The sequence below is a fragment of the Microbulbifer sp. MI-G genome, from assembly GCF_030440425.1.
Taxonomy (GTDB): domain Bacteria; phylum Pseudomonadota; class Gammaproteobacteria; order Pseudomonadales; family Cellvibrionaceae; genus Microbulbifer; species Microbulbifer spongiae.
In genome coordinates, this window is record NZ_CP098023.1 from 3,478,682 (window position 1) to 3,499,906 (window position 21,225).

The window sequence follows — 21,225 nt, forward strand, 5'->3', positions numbered from 1 at the left end:
GAAATCGCATGAAAATTTTTGAAGAAATTGAATCCGAAGTACAGAGCTATGCCCGCGCCTTCCCCCGTATTTTTAATCGAGCCAAGGGTGAGCAGATGTGGGACGAAGAAGGCAACGAGTACCTCGACTTTCTTGCAGGTGCCGGCACCCTGAATTACGGCCACAACAATGATCTGTTTAAAGGTGCCTTGATCGATTACATCCAGAACGATGGTGTCACCCACGGCCTGGATATGCACACCAAGGCCAAAGGCGAGTTCTTACAAACCTTTAATGACAAGATTTTGAAGCCTCGCGGCATGGAATATATGGTTCAGTTCACCGGCCCCACCGGCACCAATGCCGTCGAGGCCGCAATGAAAATTGCACGCAACGTGACTGGTCAGCAGAACATAGTCACCTTCACCAATGGCTTTCATGGAGTCAGCCTGGGCTCACTGGCGGCAACCGGAAATTCACACCATCGCGATGCAGCCGGTGTGAGCTTAAGCGGTACGCATCGCATACCTTATGATGGCTATCTCGGTGAGAATATCGATACCACCGAATACCTGGATAAGGTACTTTCCGATTCCAGTAGCGGCATTGATTCTCCTGCAGCAGTGATTGTGGAAACGGTTCAAGGTGAGGGAGGCATTAATGCTGCCAGTATCGAGTGGTTGCAAAACCTTCAGTCTGTCTGCAAAAAACACGGTTTATTACTCATTGTTGATGACATTCAGGCTGGCTGTGGTCGCACTGGTGACTATTTTAGTTTTGAAGAGGCCGGTATAGAACCAGACATCATTACCCTATCTAAATCTTTAGGAGGCTATGGCTTACCTTTTGCCGTGGTGCTGATGAAGCCGGAACTGGACCAGTGGAAGCCCGGCGAACATAACGGCACCTTTCGGGGTAACAACCTGGCCTTTGTGACAGCCAAAGCGGCGCTTGAGCACTACTGGTCCGATCAACAATTCTCCAAAGACATCAAACGCAAAGGGCGCTACATATCCGAACGCCTGGAAAATATTGTCAGCCAATACGGTGAAGGCAACTTTACCGCCAAAGGTCGAGGCATGTTCCGAGGAATCAATTGCGTCAACGGCGAGATCGCCGGAAAAATTACCAGCAACGCTTTTAAGAAAGGGCTCATTATCGAGACCAGTGGCGCGGATGATCACGTCGTGAAATTTCTGTGCCCATTAATTATTAGTGACGACAACCTGAAAAAAGGTATTGATATCGTTGAATCCGCTATCCGGGAAGTCTGCGCCAAAGTAGACGAAATCCCTGAAGAGAAAGTGTATTTCTATGCAGGTTAACAATCTCAATTAGCCACCATAGAAGATAAGCATCAAATTAAAATATGGCCGGGCGAACGAAAGCTACTGCCTATAGAAAAGTCTCCGGCCCACTATTGCTGTCGCTGTTTGATGAGGAAAGATTATCTGCGCATTATGTCCTCCGCCAATCGGGAGCAGGTCACGCAGGGTGATCAATTCACCATTAAAGGTGGCGACATAGCCACGCTCACCGCTAAGCAAACAGTGCTCATTGAATTGAAAGCTAAAAAAAATAAGGTTATTTTATGATCGTTAGAAAATTATCAGAGGCCAATCAGTCCAGCCGAAGAGTTGTGTCTCCGGATGGCAATTGGGAAAGCACACGTCTTCTGCTGAAGGAAGATCAAATGGGTTTTTCCTTTCATATCACCACAATTTACCAGGGCGCTGATTTTCAGATGCACTACCAAAATCACCTGGAGTCAGTGTACTGCGTATCGGGGAAAGGCGAAGTGGAAACCCTCGCGGACGGGGAAAAATTTCCCATTGAGCCGGGCACCCTCTACATCTTGGACAAGCACGACAAACACGTATTACGGGCATTTGAAGAGATGACCATGGCCTGTGTATTTAACCCCCCGCTCAATGGCAAAGAGGTGCACAATGCAGAAGGCGCCTACGAACTGGACGCAGAAGCCATCGAGGAGTAGGGCCAGTATATGAATGAAATTGTATTCGATCAATCACCGGAGAATACATTGACAAACGAAACAGATGTGTATGCATCAAGAAATGGACAATCCTCCAAATTGGTAAAGAGACAAGACCCTACTGTCTACGCCGCTAAAGAAACGCGCCCTCCCATTGATCAGTCTCTTATCGACAGCTACGACAAACAGGGATTTGTTGTGTTAGATGACGTGTTCACCTCCGAGGAGGTGGACAGCTTTCAACAAGAGCTGAAGCGCCTGAGAACAGATCCGGAGGTTAAAAAATCCGGAGAAGTCATCACCGAGCCAAGCAGCGATGACATCCGCTCGGTGTTTCGTGTACACGAAAACAGCCCCCTCTTTAAAGTGCTTTCGACGGATACACGGCTAGTTGACCTAGCGCGTTTTCTATTGAGTGATGAGGTGTATATTCACCAGTCTCGGCTGAACTACAAACCAGGATTTCGGGGCAAGGAGTTCTACTGGCATTCAGATTTTGAAACCTGGCATGTAGAAGACGGGATGCCTCGCATGCGGGCTCTTAGCATGTCGATAACGCTGACGGAAAATTTTGAACACAATGGTCCGTTAATGCTAATTCCCGGCTCGCACAAGCAATATGTTGTGTGCGAAGGTGAAACGCCTGACAACCACTACCTGGCATCACTAAAAAAGCAAGAGTATGGCGTCCCTTCTGATGCCTGCCTGAAAACTTTAGCCACAGAGGGTGGTATTGTATCTGCCACCAGCAAGCCTGGTAGCGTGATCGTCTTTGACTGCAATGTTATGCATGGATCTAACGGTAATATCACACCGTTTCCGAGATCAAATATTTTCTTCGTCTATAACGCTATCGGCAACAAAGTGGTCAAACCATTTTGCAATCAGGCTCCTCGACCTGAACATATTTGTACGAGAGAAAACATCCGCTCCATACCCCGATCAAGCAGGCACAAATAACGTGCTTGAACAGGATCGGCTTTAACTTATAGCGCTGCTGGAACAACGAATCAGTGAATTACAAGAAAGATTGACTGGTACCCACCCAGTCGCGGACAAGAAGCAGAACCAAGCGGGTGGCGCAGCCGCCAATCTCGATTTAACCATTAATGTGTCTATGAAGGAAAAAATTCTTTCAGAACACAAGTTGGAGCTTGCACAGCTCACCAAAAATACCGCATGGCTCAAAACTGATGAGGCAGGCGTGTGCGTTCGCTGTGGCTGAGACATCCCAATCGGTGGTTTAGAAGCGGTTTTAACGACTCGACAGTGTGTGGTATGCGTCAGTACTAATGATTAGATTAAGGCTTATATATAATTTATGCATACGATTGAAAAGATTGGCGGTACATCGATGAACGATTACTTGTCGGTGAGAGACAATATCATTAGAAACGATAAAAAAGGGATTTACCGACGCGTGTTTGTGGTCTCTGCCTATGGTGACATTACAGATAAATTATTAGAGCACAAAAAAAGTGGTCAACCCGGTGTTTATGGATTATTCGCCAGCGGCATAGAAGATGAGAGTTGGTCAGAAAAGTTTGACGAATTGGGCACGGAGCTGCGCCGGATTAATCAAAGCTTATTTGGCGGAGGTGAATTACTTCAGCGAGCCAATGAATTTCTCAATGAAAGACTGGGTGATGCCAGGCAATGTTTACTGGATTTGCAGAGTCTTTGTCAGCATGGCCACTTTGAACTAAAAGCTCACCTGGGGACAGTCCGGGAAATGCTGGCCAGTATCGGTGAAGCTCATAGCGCCTGGAATACAGTGCAGCTCTTGCAACGTGATGGCGTCAACGCCTGCTTTGTTGACCTGACAGGGTGGCGGGCCAGTTCGCACATGCCGCTGGATGAGCGTATACAAACCGCCTTTGCCAACATTGATCTCGACACACAGCTGCCTATCGTTACCGGATACGCTCATAGTGACGCAGGCTTGATGACCTCATTTGATCGCGGCTACAGCGAAATGACCTTCAGTCGCTTGGCGGTGATTACACAGGCAAAAGAAGCCATTATCCATAAAGAATTCCACCTTAGCAGTGCCGACCCCAGACTGGTGGGCGAAGATAGTGCTGTCCCCATCGGCAGAACCAACTACGATGTCGCCGACCAATTGGCCAATCTGGGCATGGAAGCCATCCACCCCAAGGCCGCCAAAGGGTTACGTCAAAACAACATCCCGCTGCGCATCAAGAATACTTTTGAACCAGAACATACAGGCACACTTATTACCGGCGACTATGTAAGTGATTCCCCCTGCGTGGAGATTATTGCTGGCTGCAAAGGCATCTACGCCCTTGAACTGTTTGATCAGGATATGGCGGGCAGCATTCATGATTATGACCAGGACGTATTAGCTATTATCAAGCGTTTCAAGGCCCATATTGTTTCCAAAGACATTAACGCCAACACTTTAACCCATTTTCTATCGACTAATTTAAAAACGCTAAAGCGCATACAAGCCGCGTTAGAAGAACACTTCCCGGAAGCAGAACTTAATCAGCAAAAAGTGGCGATCGTATCCGCCATCGGCAGTGATATGCAGATACCCGGAATTTTGGCAAAAACCGTGCAAGCCGTTGCCAGTAATAATATTAGTGTACTGGCGGTGCATCAGTCGATGCGCCAGGTGGATATGCAATTCATTGTGAATGAATCCGACTATGTAGCAGCGATCAAAAGCCTGCATGCGGCACTCGTTGAAGTGCATGAACACGGGCGGGCGATATGTCTCGCCTCATAATTTGGATTAGTTCAGACCAAATCTGACACATTTCCTTGAAAAGAAAGGGTTTACCGGTTTTGATAAACCCTGAAACCAAAACCAAGAATAAACCCCATGATTCAAACAATCACATCCTGAAACACAAGACCGGTCTGCTCAATCTGGCGGAAGAACTCGGCAATATCTCCAAGTCCTGCAAGATGCTCGGTGTTTTACGAGACACCTTCTATCATTATAAAAAAGCTAAGCGGTACAGGAAGACATCCTTTTCTAAAGGGAATGTAGTTCAAGCACCGCTTACCATCCTGGGCAATAATAATACAGAGCGGAACCGAGAATGGATGAGGATCTGGAAGCGATTTCAACGCCACCTGGATTCACTGCCTTCAAGGGCATTAGGCTTAGCGGCTAAACTCGTAGAGGATTTTCAGGAGCGTTTCTCAGCAGGGTTTTGGTAACTTTATCCTGAGAGAGTATAAAAACCCTAGCATGCCGTTTTGTGAATCGCAGGCTAAGAACCTGCTATTTGGCGGGTTTTTTGTGTTCATGGCTCGACTATTTGTTTATAAGTCACTGCCCTTATGGAAGAAATCTTTTGATGCTTTGCAATAGCCAAGCGCTGGAACAGCTGGATTCTCTAAAATGATTTCCAGTTGAAGCACATAGTGGTACACCCTGATGCGTTTTGAACGCACGGGGTTTCCTCAAGATTGGCTGGGGATTTCAGTAAAGTCGCTCTGGGAGGGGATAATTTAATGCCAACATATCACCATGATCAATATAGCTAGTCTGGCAGGCGGCGGATTTTTCTTTTCATTTTCATCTAAATTAAGGACGTCGACTTCTTTACTTTATGGCAAGGATTTTCAATACTGCTGACCAGGCGTGCCGATTATACATTTAAACATAGTGCTTTTTGTTAAGAGGCCATGAAATGAGTACCTCATTGTACACTGCAGTCGCTGTTGCCATAGGGGTTGCCGTCTCTGTCCAACCACCAATTAACGCCGCTATGGCACGAATTCTTGACAGTCCTTTGTTGGCAGCATTAATTTCTCTCTTTATTAGTTTTGTGGTAACTGCTATTTTGTGGTTAACCTGGGATAAAGGAGCGGGCAATTTATCGCAAGTTAAAATGTTACCCTGGTGGGTTATTATTGGAGGTGTCGTTGGGGTAGTGTTTGTGGTGGGTAGTGTGATTGTTGCTCCGGTACTTGGTGTGGCCTTATTTATTGTTTGTGTTGTTGCAGGACAGATTCTTGGATCAACTTTAATTGATCAGGTTGGGGCATTTGGTCTTGTAGAAAGACCCATAAATTTCATGAGGCTGGTTGGTATAGGATTAGTGTTTTTGGGAGCAGTCTGTGTGCAATATGGTAGTTCATAAAATTAAGAAAAATACGCTCAATAGAAATTCAATTAAGTTCGCCAAACTGCGATGTAGTAGAGGCTATTTATATCATTCTTTAGTTTGTCCAGCGTGGGATTTTGCTGTCTCTACTAGACATGAAGCCACCCAAACCGGCCACTGAGCCGGTCTCTTTGCGCCTGGATAAAGCCAATTCCCCTGTTCTTGGGCTTGTTAGCGCTCCCTGACTCTGATTAACCGGCGCAGCGTGTCATCCGAGAAGTGGTTCTTACCACAATAACGGCAGGACAACTCCCTTTCTGTGAAGTAATCGTTGTCATACATTGGATCACCAGAAACGAAAAATCCCATACCAGGCGAGCCGGAAATTTATTTATACTGAAAATCTACAGAGCCAAAAATAATTATTAGGGAATTTAATTCAAGTTATATTTTTGCACATGCAAAAAAATGATTTTTCTTGATACAGTAGATTCCACATAGAAATTAAGTTCACGCACCGATCTTACTTCACGATTAATTTTATGCCAAATTAGACAAGAAAATTGATCTCGGTCAAAAGCACGCTTACAAACATTGATATTTTTTCTCGGCAACTGCAACACTGCACTTACTCAAGAGGGAATAGCGTTTATTTAGTTAAATTTACGTGTACCGGCTCGCCTGTAGGGGCTAACTGTAAAATTACGAATAAAAAGCTACCCAATGAAAGAAAAATAGCTTTTTTGCATTGTATTAAACTTCACAAAGACAAATATTTGTGACCTTATTGATCTATATTTAAGTGTATTAAACCCTAGAGAATATTATTATGAAAGGCTTACTCACAACCTTATATGCCCTGCTGTTTTTCGCTGTTGCTCCAAACTCACTTGCCACTTCGTTAACCTTTGAAGTTCAGCCCGGAATATACTTAAGTGATGCTACGATTCTTGGGCTTAATTTAAACTACTCTGGAAGTTGGATAGAGTATAGCTACGCCAATATACCTTTTACTGCCTAATCTATCGGCGATAGGGACAGCGGTAGAAATTTTTTGATGTTCTTTAAAGAGGTTAATGGTCAAAGACGCTACATGACTGGTAACAGCATTAATAGTCAATTAAGGGCGCGCAGAGGGGAAGATCCAACTACGATTACAGAGCTGAGCACATTAGTGAATGATCCCAGGACATTTGTGATGCTTGAAGCGCGCTCCGGCGTTTATCTTAAAAATACAAGAACAGGTGGTTATATTGCATTAGATTACTCAGAACCTGGCTCTGTTCCATATCCGGCAATTTTAGTCGGCAGAGAAGAGCAAGCATCAGCAATTCATTCAAGCCTATAAAGCAGATGACAGCCTAGGATTGGGCTGGTTATTAATCGAACTCGCTCAACTCAAAATAGCAAAAAGTTGGTTACAACTTTGAGATATTTCAAGCGGGTTTCTCTTGCCTTAGAAGCCCGTTTGAGGCCCCTATAGTAGACAAAATACTAATAAGGAATCCCTCACAGATTCTCTTACTTTTATCTGACATACTTCCATCCTGTTTCATTGGAAAGCATCTGGGAATTGTATTCATAGCGGACAGTAAATTTGGACCAAAAAGGCGAATCACAACCATAAAAAAGCTCCACCAGGTTAACCAGACGGGGCTTTCAAAGAGGGGGTGTGGTCCCGCTGCGCATACTTCGCGACAGCTTAAATGTAAATAACACCCGAAGCTGATCTCACTAGAATACAATAAACGAAAAAGCCCGCACTGGGCGGGCTAGGAATAGTTTGGCAGTAAAGCTATGTCTTCAGAGTCGTTAGAAAATTTCGGCCTATGAATGGCGATTGACACAGCATCTTGAGGACCCTTATTTTGTAAGCCTAATATTTCGCACGACCTCTCCCCCTCCATAACATTCAGCTGTTAAATTACCATATACACTTATTGTTTTGTCAGACATGTATGCAGCTAAAACCGTAGAATACTGCGCTTTACCTGCCTCACTATCTAAATAAATCAACCATTCCTCTTTTGCATTAGACTCGCATAAGCCACCTGTTTTAGTTCCATCAAGTGTAAAGGCAATTCTCTGAGATTCCACTCCGGCAACAGGAGTTGCATGATGAACGAGGATAGTTATAATCTTTCCAGTTTCGACCCCTTGATCAGCAAAAGCTGTATTCACATTCAAAAGCAGACCTGCGACTAAAGCATAAATTTTTTTCATACATCCTTCTCTTAAGTAAACCTTAAAAATAAATCAATATTTTGCACACTTTTTATAAATTAAATTATTTTAAACAACCTATTCTAGGTTTCGTAGGGCACATACCAGAGTTACAGACAAGAAAAACCCGCCAAATAGCGGGTTCTTATCCTGCAATGCGCAAAAACGGCATTCTAGGGCTTTATACCATTGTGACACACAGAAAGTCAAGGGTTTTTAACCCGCTGAATTTGTTGATATTTTTCGAAAATCTTCAGCGACCGAAATCATTCATACCGAGGTCGGTCGATCATTTGATTCCAAATCCAGGCCCCACCTGCTGCTTCGGGTGGTTATATGCCGGTGCCCGCAGTTCGTAGCCAACGATAGAAAGATGTAATGAATTTACCCCCTAAAATCAAAGCCAACGAAATTACAAACACGGCAACGTTACCGAAATCTATAGACCGCGTGGTGGATATCTCGCTAATAACAATCCCTATGGACCTCAATGCCCAATAAACGCCTATAAGAAAGGTGCCAGCAACTACGACTCCGCGTTCAGAAATAGCTGCATCGTTTTCATCAGAATTGATTATCTTTTGAGCTATCTTGGGTGCCAATACCCAAAGAACAATTCCAATCAGAATAGGGGCAAGCAAAAAAACAACAAATGGTGCAATAGGCAAAGACTCTTCCCTTTCCCAAAACTCTGGAAGAAAAAATAATGGTGAGGCATTTCCTAGGTTTCGTAGAATAAGATATGCGGCAAGGATTTTTATCAATAACTCTGAAAATTGTTTCATAGATTTAACACCTAAGGAATCTCTGAGAAACTGCTCCAGTCTGGCATAATTTACCACGTTTCCAACATACACAGATTCAATCATGAGCCAACTGACGTTCGCCGAAGTCGAATACACCATCAAGAAACGCAAAACACGGCGCGAGCTATTCCTGGAAAAACTAAATGAGTGATTGCCGTGGAGGCAATTGGAGTCATCCGTAGCCAAGTATTATGCCCGTGGCGGCATGGGCCGGCCACCCTATCCACTGTCCGCTATTTTTCAAAAACCACTATTTTTATATTTTTGTATCCGACTATCCCGCACTATCTCAACTAATGGTAAAAGTACACGTCCTGGCAGTGGATCTAGCAGTCTCTGCAACCGCACCCAAACCTTTCTCCAGTACTTGTTCATTGGGCTTTATCGCACCGCAATAACTGCCGGGCCTGCCGAAGGTCAATACTACGACCATTCATATCACGCAGAGTACAGGAGTGAATACAAAATATAGCCAGCTGTCCAACCTTTAAAGGATCATGTGGCTCATCCCAGGTGTTAAAACACTTCATTGTGTAGTTGAGGAGGCAGGCTCTCTCACGATACCGGTAAGCCGGTGGTCCATAGGCGGCCATGCCCCAGCAGTAGGCCAGCTTGTCTGTTTTACGCAGCCGCGCTATTGCATCCTGTATCAGCCCCTTTTCACAGGCATCCATTATACGACCGTTACACCCCTCCCTTCCCTGGTTTCAACGGTATGAACGATCTGTGCAGGCATTCTGACGGTTATTTTGCCATTTTCATCCCGAAGTTCATCGATATAGTGCCTGAGGCCCTGGCGAGATAGCTTCTGATTACCCTGGATCGCTGCATAATCAGATTGCTGAGTAAAGCTATCGAATGCGTCATGCCAGGCTTGGCGGGCAGAAAGAAATTTCATTGCTTAGCCATAAATATCTAGTTGAACACTTTTCGATAGTTCGCATACTCACCCCCGTTCACCAGCCGACATCCCGGAGCATGTCGCAGACAGAGGTATCGCGTGTGCGCTGGTTGGCTGGAGGGGATTGCCCAGGGTTGTGGGTTCTCGGTTGACCTGACAGTCAAATTTGAAACCAACCCAACCCTGCTGCAGACAGTAGTCCACGCTGTAGCCGTGGCGCGCCGCCTTGTGCAGCTCTGGGGCAATCAGATTCTCAGCGGACTGGGTAAGTGGCGCTCGCTTTGCCTTGCGGGTTGTTACCCAGTCAGCGAGCACTTGGGGAGAGGGAGGCACGAGCCAGCTGGAATAGTTCAGTTGCTCAGCTGATGGCCGTTTGGAATTTCTTTGATCTCTTGTATTAATATTTTTAGGTTCTTTTAGATTCCTTGTAGGTTCGTGGTTTGTTTTTGGGACTGGTCCAGTACCGTTTTTGGGCCTGGTCCGTTTTCGGTGCTGGTTGCATGTCCAATACTTAGACGGAAATGGTTACTTGACCCGTTCAATTTGACACGCAGTATCAGGCCAGAGGCTTCCAACTGATCCATCGCTGAAATAACCGTCTTTCGATTCAGTCCGGTCACCCCCACGATATACTTAATCGAAGGATTACATTGGCCACTCGCCTCGTTATGACAGCTGGCAAGCGATAGCAATACCAGCTTGTGTGTTGACTTCACATCCTGCTACCATTCCCAAAAGATTGCTTCTGCACTCACATATCACCTCTGCTTCTGCGGCTGCCTGGTGGTCTTAATGGTTCCGGTAGATCAAAAAGCTGCTGAACTCTCCCGGCTGTCACACCACTGGGCAGGTGTCGCCATTCCCGGTATGCCGAAAGCTCCCAAACCAACAGCTAACAAGGAAGAACTATGAAAGACATCAAGAGGATCGAATTTGACCTCCCAAAACTAACCCCCTCTGAAAATGTAAAACTTCAGGCTGCTCATGTCGCCCTGACCTCTTTAATCTTCAAACTCTGCAAAATCGAAACGCTGACTCAAGAAAATATCGACGAGAGTATTAGCCTGGCTATGAGTCGCGTGGATGAGCACAAGCACGACAAGCAAGTGCAAAGGTACCTTGAAGCCATCGACGCTTTTCTTTCCCCAGCAGAGGTAGCACCACAAAAAGCACCAAAAGGTGAGGTCATCAACTTCCCTAGTCCAGCTTCTAAGAATCCATGAAGCACTTCGGTGGCCAGATAGGCTTTCGGCCATCACCTCCCTCCCCTCCTCCGATTTGAGGAGTTCCGCGACCTCATCCTGTATGCTTTGCCTGTCCATCGTTTTCTCCTGTATGAATGACCATGGCTGGCTATTGATTAACCAGCTCTTGCCTTGCCTCCATACCGTTGTTGGTGGCAGATCTACGGCCTACCCCCAAAGGTGTGGATATTCAGAAGCAAGGTCCACCTGCGCACCACTCGCATAAGCAACAAGTCTTGCGAGATTCAGGTTTGGCAGCAGGTCATGGAGGAAGGGTCCTTTCCCGTTCATACGATTGCCGTGAGTCTTCGCTCAACTAACCCATACAAGGGTTCCTGTATGTCGCTCTACCCGGTTATGCGCGACCGTGCTGAACAACATGATGCAGAAAATGGCGAGCGCTCCATGGCCAAAACCGTTACCGCATTCAATGCCCTACACGGAATCGAGCTCACCGAATAACAGGGATGGCTGTTTATGGTGCTACTGAAGCAATCCCGTGCAAGCTGCGGAGTATTTGTAGCAGACGACTACGAAGACTGCGCAGCGTACTTTGCCCTGGCCGGTGAAGCCGCAGCAAAAAACAGGAGATAAAGAATTTCCACCGCGCCCATGGCGCATTCAGTCAGTTGTACCCCCACGATTTGTGCCGCAGGTACTGGACCCTTTTTTTAAAATCCGGAGAATCTAATGAAAAGATACGCATTTTTTTGCGGTGCATACAACTTACAAATGGGCGGAATAAAAAGCTGTCGCGAATCACTCGAAACAAGGGAGGCAGCAAAGGAATGCTGTGAGAAATATTTCGGAATGTTGCCACGCAAAGCAATGGAACGCGCACGTTTACACCAACTCCCCGTGCCCGCTTATCGTGGAGGATCGCAGAAAAGTGAATGGTTGATCAGTGCTAATGATTTAGCACAACATATTGATGGTTGCCGCAAGCGAGCTATGAATGACTGGCAGCGTTTAAACAATTCTTGAGAGTGGGCCGATATCTCCAGCCAGCGTACTTATCCACCTCCCCAAAATCGTAGAGGTGCGTATAACGCTGCAATGTAGACCAGGAACGATGGCCAGTGATCTGTGCCACCCGCTGGATCGGCCAGCCGCGTTCAAACCAGTAGCTCGCTGCCTCGTGACGCAAACCGTGAAAGCGCAAATCTTTGATTCCCAGCACTTTGTTAATTACCCCAAACCGACCGCCAATTGATTTCGATAGATAAGGGAATATATGTCTATCAACACGTGGTTGGCGCTGAATCACGGCCAGAGCTTCATCCGGCAAATGTGCCCAGAGTGACACCGGGCGCACAGGATCTTTGGCATCCCGCACCGGGATCTGCCGACGTTCATCATCCAGGTCATCCCAGAGCAGCTCAGTAATCTCTTCCATTCTTCGCGCAGAGAAAATAGCAAACAGTACCAGCTCATCTATGGGAATTGTTAATTTCCGGCTGGCAAGGCAGTAATCAATTATCGTCTCCAATTCTGCCAGCGTCGGCCTACGGTCGCGCTTCTCTGCGCGAGTCACCATGCGTGTACGCACAGCCACATCAAATGCAGTCGCTATCTCATCAGCAGCAATAGGCCACTCCCGACTTGCGACGATGGTGCGAAAAGCTACCGACAACCACATAATGTCATTTTTAACCGTTTGGGGTTTGGCCTCTTTTAATCGCCTGCGCAAATACTCCAAAACATCTTTACGACGTAAATGTATGGCATCCAGGTCGGCAATATCCGGGCGCCGTATCAGCATTTTTATCGTGGCCAATTTGCTGCGCCGGAAGCTACCAACATCAATAAAGTCATTCAGGTAGGCTTGCAGCACATGGCCTACTGTAATGCTGCGCTGCTGCTGTTTGTGCCACTGGTCCGGGTCGCTTAGCTCCAGTTCCCGCTTCTCAACCCACGCCTTCGCCAACGCCTTTTTGCCGAATGTCTCTGCCTCTGTGTAGACTACCTTGGAATTCTTGAAAATCCGGATTTGCGCCGTATAACGTACCTCTCCATTCGCATTCTTGCGTGCCCGAATCGTGGCCTTTGATTTCTCACTGGTACAAGCTTTTTCTTGTACCAGTTTGTACCGCAATGGGTGTAAAAACAGGTTAAAATGGGGTTTTTGGGCGCCTCTTGCAACCTTATTACACAGGCTTAGATTTTAAAGAAACCATTTAAAATCATGCAGTTATGACTGAATTCAACTCACACCGATTCTGTACTGCGCCACTTTTGGAGTGGAGTGACCGCCATTGCCGGTATCTGTGGCGCCTGCTCAGCAAACGCGCGCGTCTCTACACCGAAATGGTCACCACCGGCGCAATACTGCACGGTGACCGGGAGCGGCATCTACAGTTTGATATTGCTGAACAACCCCTGGCCCTGCAACTTGGCGGCAGCGACCCCCGAGAACTGGCGGAGTGTGCCCGTATCGCCGAGGGGTGGGGTTATTCCGAAATCAATCTCAATTGTGGCTGCCCCAGTGACCGGGTCCAGTCCGGCAGGTTTGGCGCCTGCCTCATGGCAGAGCCGGGTGCAGTGGCGACCGGGCTCGCCGCTATGCGCGCAGCCGTCTCTATTCCCGTGACAGTAAAGCACCGTATCGGGATAGACGATATGGAAGACTACGTTGGCCTGGCCCGCTTTGTGGAAGCCCAGGCGGTGGTGGGTATCAACACCTTTATCGTGCATGCCCGCAAAGCCTGGCTGCGTGGTCTGAGCCCCAAGGAGAACCGGGAGATACCCCCACTGAATTACGATTTAGTCTATCAACTGAAAAAGGACTACCCGGATTTGCAGGTTATCATCAACGGTGGTATCCAGTCCCTGGAAGCATGCCAGCACCATTTACAATACGTAGATGGTGTGATGCTGGGACGCGCCGCCTACCAAAATCCCACTTTATTGGCGCGAGTAGACATGCAACTGTTCGGGGAAAAAGCGGGGCCGGATGCAACCCAAGTCGTCGAGCAGATTCTGCCCTATATCGAGCGGGAACTGGGCCGCGGCCAGCGACTCAATTATATTACCCGCCATATGCTCGGACTCTTTCAGGGCCTGCCAGGCGCAAAACGTTTTCGGCGGCACCTCAGCGAAAATGCCCACAGGAAGGGAGCTGGAACGGAAATCGTGTCCGAGGCTTTGGCACTGGTCGCCCATGCCATATAGTCTTTGCGGCCAACAGTTGGCCCTGTTGCAAGAGGCTGATCAACAAACAAGGGAAATGCGATGAATAAACTGGAACAGCTCAAAAAACGCAGTCAGGTTGTGGCCGATACCGGCGACATTGAGGCCATTCGCCGATATCGGCCCCAAGATGCCACCACCAACCCTTCCCTGCTGTACAAGGCTGCCCAGCTTCCACAATACAAAGGGCTTATCGGTGATTCTCTGAACTGGGTGCAACGTCACCAGGGACACAAAAACCCGGCTGAAACCGCACGGCTGGCCGCCATTAAGCTGGCCGTGGATATCGGAGCAGAGATCTTACAGCTGGTTCCGGGCGTGATTTCCACAGAGGTGGATGCGCGCCTCTCCTTTGATACCCGTGCTACCATCGACTATGCGCGCCACCTGGCCACTCTCTACGAGCGTGTGGGGGTACCACGAGAGCGGGTTTTGATAAAAATCGCCGCCACCTGGGAAGGTATAGCTGCGGCGGAAATACTGGAACGCGAGGATATCCGCTGCAACCTGACTTTGCTGTTTAGTCTGTGCCAGGCTATCGCCTGCGCCGAGGCGAATACCAGTTTGATATCTCCCTTTGTGGGCCGCATACTGGACTGGCATCTGGCCAACGGGGAACGCAAGGCATACCCTGGGGAAGAGGACCCCGGAGTTGTCTCGGTGCGCAACATTTACCACTACTACAAGTCCCGCGACTACGATACCATCGTGATGGGCGCGAGCTTTCGCAACAGCGGAGAGATTGAAGCCCTGGCCGGTTGCGACCGCTTGACCATCAGTCCTCAATTGCTGCAGGCATTGGAGGAGAATACAGGGAAACTTGAAAGCGGACTGCCCACCAATATCCAGCCTCAGCCACGCCCCACCCGAAAACTGAGCGAGGCGGAATTCCGCTACCAGCTAAACAATGACGCCATGGCGACAGAAAAACTCGCCCAAGGTATCCGCAATTTTGCCAAAGATCAGCAGCGCCTTGAAATGCTGTTACAGAGCCAAGTAATAGGACACCAGAAAACCGATGCTGCAACAAATCCGTAAGTTGTTTAAACAGATTGGCAGCAGTGCCGATGTAGAAACGCACAGTGCAGTAGACATGCGCATGATCAGTGCCGCACTTCTGGTTGAGGTGGCCACTGTTGATCAGGAGCTGGAACAGCGCGAGCGCGACACCCTTACCCAGCTGTTGCGCCAGCATTACGCGCTGGATGCCGACAGTGCTAACGTCATTATCGATGAAGCCATAGCGAAGAGGGATCAGTCCACCTCGCTATTTGAATTTACCCAGGCGGTAAACGATCAGTTCAGCGAGCGGGACAAGTACCTGCTGGTGCTTCAGATGTGGCAGGTGGCCTTTTCCGACAATGTCATCGAAGCCTTCGAGGAGTACCTGATTCGCCGGGTTTCCGAGCTGATCTACCTGCCCCATGGGCTGTTTACCAAAGCGCGGGCCGAAGCGCGGGATATGAGGAAAGACTGACTGAATTGTGGGCCCGGCAGGATCCAGCCGGCTTTTGCAAGATCACTGCGGATGTGTGGAGGTGTTGTCGAGCTGTTCACACTCCTGCTCCAGGGTATGTACCAGGTCGTGAAATGTCTCCGCGTTACGTTCATTCATGCTCATCAATACGCGGTGGGCCTCCAATACCTTCTCCCGCGCCGCATGCTCACTCGGGATCCTGCACTCCAGAGGAGTGGTTTGCGCGGCGAGTTCATACTGCTCATCGCTGATTTCCACCAGCGCATCGAAACCCATTGCATCAAGCAGGTGCCGGATGCCCTGGTCCGAACAAAACACCAGGGGTTTTTGACACCCCCGTTCCAGAGTGCGGATTGCAATCTTGGCGATCAAACCCAGGGTGGTGCTGTCGATTCCGTGCGCTTCGTGTAAATCAAAAGCCACTCCGGCAAAATCATCCTGCCCGATCATATCTTCGGTAAAGCTATCGAAAGTGGTACAGAGGTCGAGCCGAACATCGCCGATCAGCTTGATAATGTAAACACCCTCGTGGGTTCCAACCATAATTTGCCCGGACTGCATAACAACCCCCGGCTCACCCGTAAGCACAGTAAAGTCGATGTGCTGGCGGATAGCAAAATTCACTGGCAGAGAACACAATCGCCCTCGGCGGTTCTGCCACTTCACACCAATTTGTGTAGAAAGTGAGCGGAGCTTACTCCCCACCGCCCGGACTGACAAGGGGGTCACGGCAAGAAATTTGACTTACTGGTCACATCAAATACTGTTCCTATTTGTGCCCCAGTGTGAGGATAGTAATATCGTCTGGGAGGGCGCCAAAAGTATCCACTTTCAGACTTTTGCGCAATTGTTCCAGTTCGCCCTCACTCTCTTCGATCAGCTGCAAGAGTTGCGCCTCTTTTTCCAGCAGATTTCCCTGAAGCAGCTCCAGCACTCCGTCGGAACAGGCCACCAGTTGCCAGCGGGACGGGAGTTCAACGCACATAACCTGCCAGTCACCCCGTTCGAAGATTCCCAAAGGCCGCCCCTTGCCAGCCAGCCATTCGGCATCACCGGCACTGACAAGAACTGGCATGGGGATTTGGCCTGCTACCGAATAGAGTAACTGATTCTCCGCTGTATCGATCACGCCGACAAACATGCTGGCATGCTTGCCCATGGGTGTGGATAAAAGCTCACGATTTATCAGCTCGAGCATTTCAAGCAAATCTGCGTTGAGGAATTCGGGATGGGTAAACAGCGGCCGCTCGCGCAGGCAATGCATAATGCTGTGCTTGACCAGCGAGGTGACCAGTGCCGAAGAAACACCATGCCCGGACACATCCACCAGATAGAAGGCCACAAAGCGCTCACCGAAAAGACCGTAATCAACAAAGTCGCCACTGAGATACAGAGAGGGGATCAGAAAATAGGCAGCCTCAACACCACCGGGGTAACGATAGGGCGTGCGCGGCAGCAGGTGTTGCTGCAACAGGCGGCCCGCTTCCTGGTCGCGTCTGAGCAACTCCAAATGATCAGATAACTCCCGATTGCGACACTCCAGCGCCTGTCGGTACTCACGGTTCTGCTGGGCGAGGTTTTCTGCCTCGGAAATGCGGCAGATAGCCCGGTCCATCAGGGTTTCCTGCTCAATGGGTTTGCGGAAGTAATCGCAGGCGCCCAGGCGAATGGTCTGCAGTACGTCGTCCATTTCTACGCTGTCGGAAATTATGATCACCGCCGTTTCCGGCGATAATCGCTTGACCTTACGCAAAACCTCCAGCCCGCTGATATCCGCCAACTGGAGATCCACCACGACCAGTTGAAAGAGGCCCGGGGAAAACTGCTCCATACCCCCTTGCCCGGTAGAGGCCAGGATCACCTGAAAACCATGCTTGGAGAGCACCCCGCGCAAAAAATCGCGGGCCTGCTCGTCTTCAGTCATTAACAGACTATTCGGGCTGGCCATCAGTGGCCCTGGGGGGATCGGGTGTAACTACGGGGTGATCAGTAGTCACTGGACTCCTCAACTTCAGCCTGGTCAATCGCTTCGGCAGCTTCGACCTCACTGTCCACGTCGACCTCGCCATCCACGATCAGGAAATCCCGGCGCTGTAGGTAGGCGTCGCGCAGCAAGACATAGCGATCGCCCTGTAACAGGGATTCCGCTTCCAGCAGACTGGCTCGGTCCTGGATGATATCAGTCGCCCTGAGTGTGTAACGGGTGGGGTCGTGGTCCACGTAGGTAATTGGGTTGGTATAGTAATCCACCACCTTTGCCGGTGTATCCCTCACCGTGGAGGGCCCCAGTAATGGCAAGACCAGGTAGGGTCCCGAGGGTACGCCCCACACTGCCAGTGTCTGGCCGAAGTCTTCACCATCGCCCTCTTCCAGCCCCATATACTGTGCTACGTCCAGAATACCAACAATACCCACCGTGCTGTTAATCAAGAAGCGACCGGCATCATTACCCGCCTGGCCCAACTTGCCCTGAAGCAAACTGTTAAAAGTATTGCTCACCTCTCTCAGATTACTGAAGAAATTGCTGATCCCGTGTTGCATAAATATCGGGGTTATCTGTCGATAACTTACCGCAGCGGGTTTCAACACATAGCGATCAGCCCCATCGTTAAAAACAAATATGGCACGGTTGAAGCCCTCCCAGGGATCGCGCAGGGAAAAGTCCGCACCGTCCGCATCACCATACTCGTCCGCGGGGTCAAAACCGTATTCTTCTTCCAGCGATCCACTGTTGTCGACGGCATTATTCGTCTGCCCGGTGGAATCCGGCTGTCCACTGATACCGGTTTCGATGGCAGTATCCGCCGACACAGCCCCGAATGGGTCATTTTGTGCCAAAACGGCCACTGGAAAAATCGACAGGATTGCAGCGATCAACCCGGGCGAAAATGCTGTACGTCCCAGCAAAACCTCGCTCCTCTTCTATCAAACACGCAGGCCAAGGATTCTAATGGCCCCGCGTAGCATAAGCCACCCCCCGCTGGCACAGCTGCTGGGATTCATCAACGATACCCCAGTTTCAGGCAAGCGCTAGGCTTTCAAGCCGGCGATAACGCCATTGTCCAGCAGTTTCTGCAATAGCGTGACACCAAATGTGCGCAGGGAACCACTGTCCACTTGGGGCAATTCCCCGGCAATCTGTGCCAGCAGTTGCGCGCCTGTGGCTTGCTCCTCGGAGGCCAGCTGCAACAGGCGAGCAGTGACAGCATTGATCTCCATAAAATGGACCTTGTCATCTCTCCCGCGGTACACCAGCAAAAAGGTGGGGGTTTCCGGGGGCTCCTGGGGCTTGAAGGCCGGCCCGATACGGTGCACGGGATATCGATAGCTGAGACTCCACACCAGCGGCGACACCACCGGCACAGATTCGAGCAGATCGCCCGCTTGGCGCAAGCCGGGCGGTATTTCTGCAACATTGATATCAAGTGCCAATTCCACCCATTCGTAGTGGGCCAGCTCCGACAAAAAAGGCGGATCTTCTTCCCGCTGGCCGCGCTCATGTTGCAGGTAGGAGAGGAATTCTTCACTAATCTGCAAAAAGTAAGGACTGGTTGACGCATGCTGGCGAATAAAATCGCGCACCATGTTGTGCCAGCGTTCCTCACTGTACAAACTGCGCAGTACCGGGAAACCACTTGCAATAAAGGATTCGATATTGTTGTAAATCAGGTCCCGGTAAATTGCCAGTCTGCGCGCCTCAATGTTCGCGGGCGGGGCATTGATATCCGGGGCGCGCAAATGAGCGGCAAAATCCCTCTGCAGGCTCTGAAATCCGCAGGGCTTATCGGCTACTGAGGACATAGTGTTCTTCTATCAGATGAGCGGCCTGAATCGTCTTGATCTGCCCCACTTCTTCAAGCAATTGCGGCAGGGGCGGAATATTGAAATCGCGCTCCAGCAGGGTCGGTAGCACACCGTGGATCTCATAGGCCTTGTCCAGCAGTTGCCACACGGGGTCAATCACCGGAGCGCCGTGCGTATCCACTTTCAGGTCATCCGCTTCATCATAGTGACCGGCAACATGGATATAACGCACTCTTTTTGTGGGAAGTTCCCGCAGAAATTCGAGGGGATCGTAACGGTGGTTGATGGCATTCACATAGATATTGTTCACGTCCAGCAAAAGATCGCAGTCTGCCTCCGCCAGTACCGCCTTGAGAAAAGCCAGTTCGCTCATCTCCTGACCCGGGGCTGCATAATAGGAAACGTTTTCCATTGCAATCCGCTCCCCCAGCACGTCCTGCACGATACGAATGCGCTCGGCGACGTGCATCACCGCTTCTGAGGTAAAGGGTATCGGCAACAGGTCGTAAAGGTGGCCCCGATCTGAACAGTAGCTGAGATGTTCGCTGTAACAACGGATACCGTGTTCACGAATAAATTGCTTGATGGATCCAACCAGCTCCATATCCAGAGGCTCAGCTGCACCAATCGACAGAGACAAGCCATGCAGCATAAATGGAAAGCGTTCGGTGTAATCGCGAAACCACCGCCCGTAGCGACCACCCACACCAATCCAGTTTTCCGGAGCCACTTCGAGGAAGTCCACTGCACCGGATTGCAATACCTCGCCCATCATCGAGCGACGCAATCCGAGCCCGGCTCCTTCAACTGGATACTTGCGCACCACTTCTTGCCTCGCACTGTTGTTTGCTTGTTAACCCAGCCACCAGATGTGCTGCCGGGTCAATAGGGCACAGCGTGGTGCCGCCATTGGCCTGGCAGCGGCGATGAACTCCTGAAACACACACAGCACCTGTATTTCAGGACCGGCAATGAAATAGGGCATAGGAGACCGCTTTGACTGCCGTATTAAGAGAGAATGAGTGCCGGGACAAAACACAAACGCGGTTCTACCCCGGACGAGCGGGCAGCCTAATTAGCCGCCACACTTACCCTCACCACATTTCCCTTCTTTCTTCTTTTTACCTTCGCCACACTTGCCTTCGCCGCACTTACCTTCTTTCTTTTTTCCCTCGCCGCACTTGCCTTCGCCGCACTTACCTTCCTTCTTTTTTCCCTCGCCGCACTTGCCTTCGCCGCACTTACCTTCCTTCTTTTTATCGCCGTGTTCATCGGCAAGTGCCAGGTTGTAACCGGAAGTCAGATCCTGGGCGGCAAACGGGTTGGCAGTACTGTTGGCAGCAGAGACACTCATCGCTGCCGAGGCAATAAACGCCGCGCCAACGGCAGCCGCTACCGGGGAAAGATGCTTCTTGTTCATAACGAATCTCCTAGCTAATACCATAAGTAATAAAAAAGCACTCAAGACTCTCTTTTCTCCCGCGTTAGTATAGTGCCGTGGAGAAAAAAGTTAGGTGACAA

General features: G+C 49.4%; 28 protein-coding genes and 1 pseudogene. 16 read left to right on the plus strand and 13 right to left on the minus strand.

The genetic code is table 11. The annotated features are described in order from the left end of the window. The first annotated feature begins 8 nt into the window (after positions 1-8). The 10 genes and pseudogenes from ectB (at position 9) to M8T91_RS14545 (ending at position 7,408) form a co-directional block, all read left to right on the plus strand. Positions 9-1,304, plus strand: a complete 1,296-nt coding sequence (gene ectB, locus M8T91_RS14500) for a diaminobutyrate--2-oxoglutarate transaminase (protein WP_301414877.1) — start codon at positions 9-11, stop codon at positions 1,302-1,304. Between the two features lie 135 nt (positions 1,305-1,439). Continuing rightward, entirely contained in the window at positions 1,440-1,574 is a 135-nt protein-coding gene (locus tag M8T91_RS14505; protein WP_301414878.1) for a hypothetical protein, read from the plus strand. Beyond that, the gene (locus M8T91_RS14510) at positions 1,571-1,975 is read left to right on the plus strand and encodes an ectoine synthase (RefSeq protein WP_301414879.1); all 405 of its coding nucleotides are present in this window, start codon (positions 1,571-1,573) and stop codon (positions 1,973-1,975) included. The genes M8T91_RS14505 and M8T91_RS14510 overlap by 4 nt, the downstream gene beginning before the upstream one ends. 9 nt (positions 1,976-1,984) lie before the next feature. Further along, positions 1,985-2,935, plus strand: a complete 951-nt coding sequence (thpD, locus tag M8T91_RS14515; RefSeq protein WP_301414880.1) for an ectoine hydroxylase — start codon at positions 1,985-1,987, stop codon at positions 2,933-2,935. A 70-nt stretch (positions 2,936-3,005) separates the two neighbouring features. Further along, the gene (locus tag M8T91_RS14520; protein WP_301414881.1) at positions 3,006-3,200 is read left to right on the plus strand and encodes a hypothetical protein; all 195 of its coding nucleotides are present in this window, start codon (positions 3,006-3,008) and stop codon (positions 3,198-3,200) included. A gap of 96 nt (positions 3,201-3,296) precedes the next feature. After that, positions 3,297-4,727: an aspartate kinase gene (locus tag M8T91_RS14525; protein WP_301414882.1), complete on the plus strand. Its 1,431-nt coding sequence runs from the start codon at positions 3,297-3,299 to the stop codon at positions 4,725-4,727. Positions 4,728-4,789: 62 nt separating this feature from the next. Then, positions 4,790-4,951: pseudogene (locus tag M8T91_RS14530) on the plus strand (helix-turn-helix domain-containing protein); the annotation flags it as partial. A 692-nt stretch (positions 4,952-5,643) separates the two neighbouring features. Further along, positions 5,644-6,096 carry a DMT family transporter gene (locus tag M8T91_RS14535; protein ID WP_301414883.1) on the plus strand — a complete coding sequence of 151 codons (453 nt, stop codon included), beginning with the start codon at positions 5,644-5,646 and terminating at the stop codon, positions 6,094-6,096. Positions 6,097-6,889: 793 nt separating this feature from the next. Then, entirely contained in the window at positions 6,890-7,081 is a 192-nt protein-coding gene (locus M8T91_RS14540; RefSeq protein ID WP_301414884.1) for a hypothetical protein, read from the plus strand. 36 nt (positions 7,082-7,117) lie between these two features. After that, the gene (locus M8T91_RS14545; protein ID WP_301414885.1) at positions 7,118-7,408 is read left to right on the plus strand and encodes a hypothetical protein; all 291 of its coding nucleotides are present in this window, start codon (positions 7,118-7,120) and stop codon (positions 7,406-7,408) included. A gap of 515 nt (positions 7,409-7,923) precedes the next feature. Here M8T91_RS14545 and M8T91_RS14550 read toward each other — a convergent pair. The 5 genes from M8T91_RS14550 to M8T91_RS18980 all read right to left on the minus strand — a co-directional run bounded on the left by M8T91_RS14550 (position 7,924) and on the right by M8T91_RS18980 (position 10,706). Further along, a complete protein-coding gene (locus M8T91_RS14550) occupies positions 7,924-8,283 on the minus strand; it encodes a hypothetical protein (RefSeq protein ID WP_301414886.1) in 360 nt (119 codons plus the stop codon). 332 nt (positions 8,284-8,615) lie between these two features. Beyond that, entirely contained in the window at positions 8,616-9,068 is a 453-nt protein-coding gene (locus M8T91_RS14555) for a hypothetical protein (RefSeq protein ID WP_301414887.1), read from the minus strand. 694 nt (positions 9,069-9,762) lie between these two features. Continuing rightward, complete coding sequence (locus M8T91_RS14560) at positions 9,763-9,987, minus strand: hypothetical protein (protein WP_301414888.1); 225 nt, start codon at positions 9,985-9,987, stop codon at positions 9,763-9,765. 48 nt (positions 9,988-10,035) lie between these two features. Then, positions 10,036-10,323, minus strand: coding sequence for a phage replication initiator YdaU family protein (locus M8T91_RS19060; RefSeq protein ID WP_496113297.1), 288 nt, complete (start codon positions 10,321-10,323; stop codon positions 10,036-10,038). Between the two features lie 83 nt (positions 10,324-10,406). Further along, positions 10,407-10,706 carry a helix-turn-helix domain-containing protein gene (locus tag M8T91_RS18980; RefSeq protein ID WP_367317724.1) on the minus strand — a complete coding sequence of 100 codons (300 nt, stop codon included), beginning with the start codon at positions 10,704-10,706 and terminating at the stop codon, positions 10,407-10,409. 192 nt (positions 10,707-10,898) lie between these two features. Here M8T91_RS18980 and M8T91_RS14565 point away from each other — a divergent pair, with 192 nt between their 5' ends. From M8T91_RS14565 to M8T91_RS14575, 3 genes are all read left to right on the plus strand, one after another. Next, a complete protein-coding gene (locus tag M8T91_RS14565; protein WP_301414889.1) occupies positions 10,899-11,213 on the plus strand; it encodes a hypothetical protein in 315 nt (104 codons plus the stop codon). Positions 11,214-11,573: 360 nt separating this feature from the next. After that, the gene (locus M8T91_RS14570) at positions 11,574-11,696 is read left to right on the plus strand and encodes a hypothetical protein (RefSeq protein ID WP_301414890.1); all 123 of its coding nucleotides are present in this window, start codon (positions 11,574-11,576) and stop codon (positions 11,694-11,696) included. Positions 11,697-11,924: 228 nt separating this feature from the next. Continuing rightward, entirely contained in the window at positions 11,925-12,218 is a 294-nt protein-coding gene (locus M8T91_RS14575) for a pyocin activator PrtN family protein (RefSeq protein WP_301414891.1), read from the plus strand. On the opposite strand, the gene M8T91_RS14580 is transcribed toward M8T91_RS14575, so the two are convergent. After that, positions 12,184-13,161: a tyrosine-type recombinase/integrase gene (locus M8T91_RS14580; RefSeq protein ID WP_301414892.1), complete on the minus strand. Its 978-nt coding sequence runs from the start codon at positions 13,159-13,161 to the stop codon at positions 12,184-12,186. The genes M8T91_RS14575 and M8T91_RS14580 overlap by 35 nt on opposite strands. A 266-nt stretch (positions 13,162-13,427) precedes the next feature. On the opposite strand from M8T91_RS14580, the gene dusA reads away from it, so the two are divergent. From dusA to M8T91_RS14595, 3 genes are read left to right on the plus strand one after another with little or no spacing between them, the layout of a single operon-like run. After that, positions 13,428-14,405, plus strand: a complete 978-nt coding sequence (gene dusA, locus M8T91_RS14585) for a tRNA dihydrouridine(20/20a) synthase DusA (protein ID WP_301414893.1) — start codon at positions 13,428-13,430, stop codon at positions 14,403-14,405. 60 nt (positions 14,406-14,465) lie between these two features. After that, positions 14,466-15,461, plus strand: a complete 996-nt coding sequence (gene tal, locus M8T91_RS14590; protein ID WP_301414894.1) for a transaldolase — start codon at positions 14,466-14,468, stop codon at positions 15,459-15,461. Continuing rightward, positions 15,442-15,900: a tellurite resistance TerB family protein gene (locus tag M8T91_RS14595; RefSeq protein ID WP_301414895.1), complete on the plus strand. Its 459-nt coding sequence runs from the start codon at positions 15,442-15,444 to the stop codon at positions 15,898-15,900. The genes tal and M8T91_RS14595 overlap by 20 nt, the downstream gene beginning before the upstream one ends. 42 nt (positions 15,901-15,942) lie before the next feature. On the opposite strand, the gene M8T91_RS14600 is transcribed toward M8T91_RS14595, so the two are convergent. From M8T91_RS14600 to M8T91_RS14630, 7 genes are all read right to left on the minus strand, one after another. Next, a complete protein-coding gene (locus M8T91_RS14600) occupies positions 15,943-16,461 on the minus strand; it encodes an STAS domain-containing protein (RefSeq protein WP_301414896.1) in 519 nt (172 codons plus the stop codon). A gap of 208 nt (positions 16,462-16,669) precedes the next feature. Then, a complete protein-coding gene (locus M8T91_RS14605) occupies positions 16,670-17,848 on the minus strand; it encodes a PP2C family protein-serine/threonine phosphatase (protein WP_301414897.1) in 1,179 nt (392 codons plus the stop codon). 38 nt (positions 17,849-17,886) lie between these two features. Then, positions 17,887-18,807: an MlaA family lipoprotein gene (locus M8T91_RS14610; protein WP_301414898.1), complete on the minus strand. Its 921-nt coding sequence runs from the start codon at positions 18,805-18,807 to the stop codon at positions 17,887-17,889. A gap of 123 nt (positions 18,808-18,930) precedes the next feature. Then, the gene (locus M8T91_RS14615; protein ID WP_301414899.1) at positions 18,931-19,701 is read right to left on the minus strand and encodes an HvfC family RiPP maturation protein; all 771 of its coding nucleotides are present in this window, start codon (positions 19,699-19,701) and stop codon (positions 18,931-18,933) included. Beyond that, positions 19,682-20,527 (minus strand): HvfB family MNIO-type RiPP peptide maturase, encoded by an 846-nt coding sequence (locus M8T91_RS14620; RefSeq protein ID WP_436970305.1) that lies wholly within the window; start codon positions 20,525-20,527, stop codon positions 19,682-19,684. The genes M8T91_RS14615 and M8T91_RS14620 overlap by 20 nt, the downstream gene beginning before the upstream one ends. 30 nt (positions 20,528-20,557) lie before the next feature. Continuing rightward, on the minus strand, positions 20,558-20,689 hold the full coding sequence (locus tag M8T91_RS14625) for a hypothetical protein (protein WP_301414900.1): 132 nt from the start codon (positions 20,687-20,689) through the stop codon (positions 20,558-20,560). A 90-nt stretch (positions 20,690-20,779) separates the two neighbouring features. Beyond that, positions 20,780-21,124, minus strand: coding sequence for an HvfA family oxazolone/thioamide-modified RiPP metallophore (locus M8T91_RS14630; RefSeq protein ID WP_299947050.1), 345 nt, complete (start codon positions 21,122-21,124; stop codon positions 20,780-20,782). Positions 21,125-21,225: the final 101 nt, after the last annotated feature.

What these genes read in the sequence shown, in the direction of transcription:
- ectB (WP_301414877.1), top strand. Translation starts at nt 9, where the DNA reads ATGAAAATTTTTGAAGAAATTGAATCCGAAGTACAGAGCTATGCCCGC.
- M8T91_RS14505 (WP_301414878.1), top strand. Translation starts at nt 1,440, where the DNA reads ATGTCCTCCGCCAATCGGGAGCAGGTCACGCAGGGTGATCAATTCACC.
- M8T91_RS14510 (WP_301414879.1), top strand. Translation starts at nt 1,571, where the DNA reads ATGATCGTTAGAAAATTATCAGAGGCCAATCAGTCCAGCCGAAGAGTT.
- thpD (WP_301414880.1), top strand. Translation starts at nt 1,985, where the DNA reads ATGAATGAAATTGTATTCGATCAATCACCGGAGAATACATTGACAAAC.
- M8T91_RS14525 (WP_301414882.1), top strand. Translation starts at nt 3,297, where the DNA reads ATGCATACGATTGAAAAGATTGGCGGTACATCGATGAACGATTACTTG.
- M8T91_RS14535 (WP_301414883.1), top strand. Translation starts at nt 5,644, where the DNA reads ATGAGTACCTCATTGTACACTGCAGTCGCTGTTGCCATAGGGGTTGCC.
- M8T91_RS14540 (WP_301414884.1), top strand. Translation starts at nt 6,890, where the DNA reads ATGAAAGGCTTACTCACAACCTTATATGCCCTGCTGTTTTTCGCTGTT.
- M8T91_RS14545 (WP_301414885.1), top strand. Translation starts at nt 7,118, where the DNA reads ATGTTCTTTAAAGAGGTTAATGGTCAAAGACGCTACATGACTGGTAAC.
- M8T91_RS14550 (WP_301414886.1), bottom strand. Translation starts at nt 8,283, where the DNA reads ATGAAAAAAATTTATGCTTTAGTCGCAGGTCTGCTTTTGAATGTGAAT.
- M8T91_RS14555 (WP_301414887.1), bottom strand. Translation starts at nt 9,068, where the DNA reads ATGAAACAATTTTCAGAGTTATTGATAAAAATCCTTGCCGCATATCTT.
- M8T91_RS14560 (WP_301414888.1), bottom strand. Translation starts at nt 9,987, where the DNA reads ATGAAATTTCTTTCTGCCCGCCAAGCCTGGCATGACGCATTCGATAGC.
- M8T91_RS14565 (WP_301414889.1), top strand. Translation starts at nt 10,899, where the DNA reads ATGAAAGACATCAAGAGGATCGAATTTGACCTCCCAAAACTAACCCCC.
- M8T91_RS14570 (WP_301414890.1), top strand. Translation starts at nt 11,574, where the DNA reads ATGTCGCTCTACCCGGTTATGCGCGACCGTGCTGAACAACATGATGCA.
- M8T91_RS14575 (WP_301414891.1), top strand. Translation starts at nt 11,925, where the DNA reads ATGAAAAGATACGCATTTTTTTGCGGTGCATACAACTTACAAATGGGC.
- dusA (WP_301414893.1), top strand. Translation starts at nt 13,428, where the DNA reads ATGACTGAATTCAACTCACACCGATTCTGTACTGCGCCACTTTTGGAG.
- tal (WP_301414894.1), top strand. Translation starts at nt 14,466, where the DNA reads ATGAATAAACTGGAACAGCTCAAAAAACGCAGTCAGGTTGTGGCCGAT.
- M8T91_RS14595 (WP_301414895.1), top strand. Translation starts at nt 15,442, where the DNA reads ATGCTGCAACAAATCCGTAAGTTGTTTAAACAGATTGGCAGCAGTGCC.
- M8T91_RS14600 (WP_301414896.1), bottom strand. Translation starts at nt 16,461, where the DNA reads ATGCAGTCCGGGCAAATTATGGTTGGAACCCACGAGGGTGTTTACATT.
- M8T91_RS14605 (WP_301414897.1), bottom strand. Translation starts at nt 17,848, where the DNA reads ATGGCCAGCCCGAATAGTCTGTTAATGACTGAAGACGAGCAGGCCCGC.
- M8T91_RS14615 (WP_301414899.1), bottom strand. Translation starts at nt 19,701, where the DNA reads ATGTCCTCAGTAGCCGATAAGCCCTGCGGATTTCAGAGCCTGCAGAGG.
- M8T91_RS14625 (WP_301414900.1), bottom strand. Translation starts at nt 20,689, where the DNA reads ATGCCCTATTTCATTGCCGGTCCTGAAATACAGGTGCTGTGTGTGTTT.
- M8T91_RS14630 (WP_299947050.1), bottom strand. Translation starts at nt 21,124, where the DNA reads ATGAACAAGAAGCATCTTTCCCCGGTAGCGGCTGCCGTTGGCGCGGCG.